The sequence below is a fragment of the Streptobacillus ratti genome, from assembly GCF_001891165.1.
GTDB classification, from domain to species: domain Bacteria; phylum Fusobacteriota; class Fusobacteriia; order Fusobacteriales; family Leptotrichiaceae; genus Streptobacillus; species Streptobacillus ratti.
The window spans coordinates 1-249 of the sequence record NZ_LKKW01000126.1 but is presented as its reverse complement, the minus strand read 5'-3'; the positions used below and the strand labels follow the sequence as shown (position 1 = coordinate 249).

Genomic DNA, 249 nt, shown 5'->3' with positions numbered 1-249 from the left:
GTCTAATGTACTCATATGGAGAGCTAGATATAATTAATGCAACATATGGTTTTTTAAGAAATACTCCCCAAAATATTGATGTATATGTATCTAATTCTCAAATTAAAAAATTTTGTTTAAGACAAGGCGATGTTATAGTAGGTGAAGTTAGGAAACCTTTAAATGATGAGCAAAATTTTGGATTATTAAATTTAATATATGTCAATGGTGAAAAAGGTGAATTAAGTCGCCAAAGACCTATTTTTGATG

1 pseudogene is annotated in these 249 nt (G+C 27.7%); it reads left to right on the top strand.

From position 1 onward, the window contains the following. Positions 1 to 249: pseudogene (locus tag BT993_RS07075) on the top strand (transcription termination factor Rho); the annotation flags it as partial.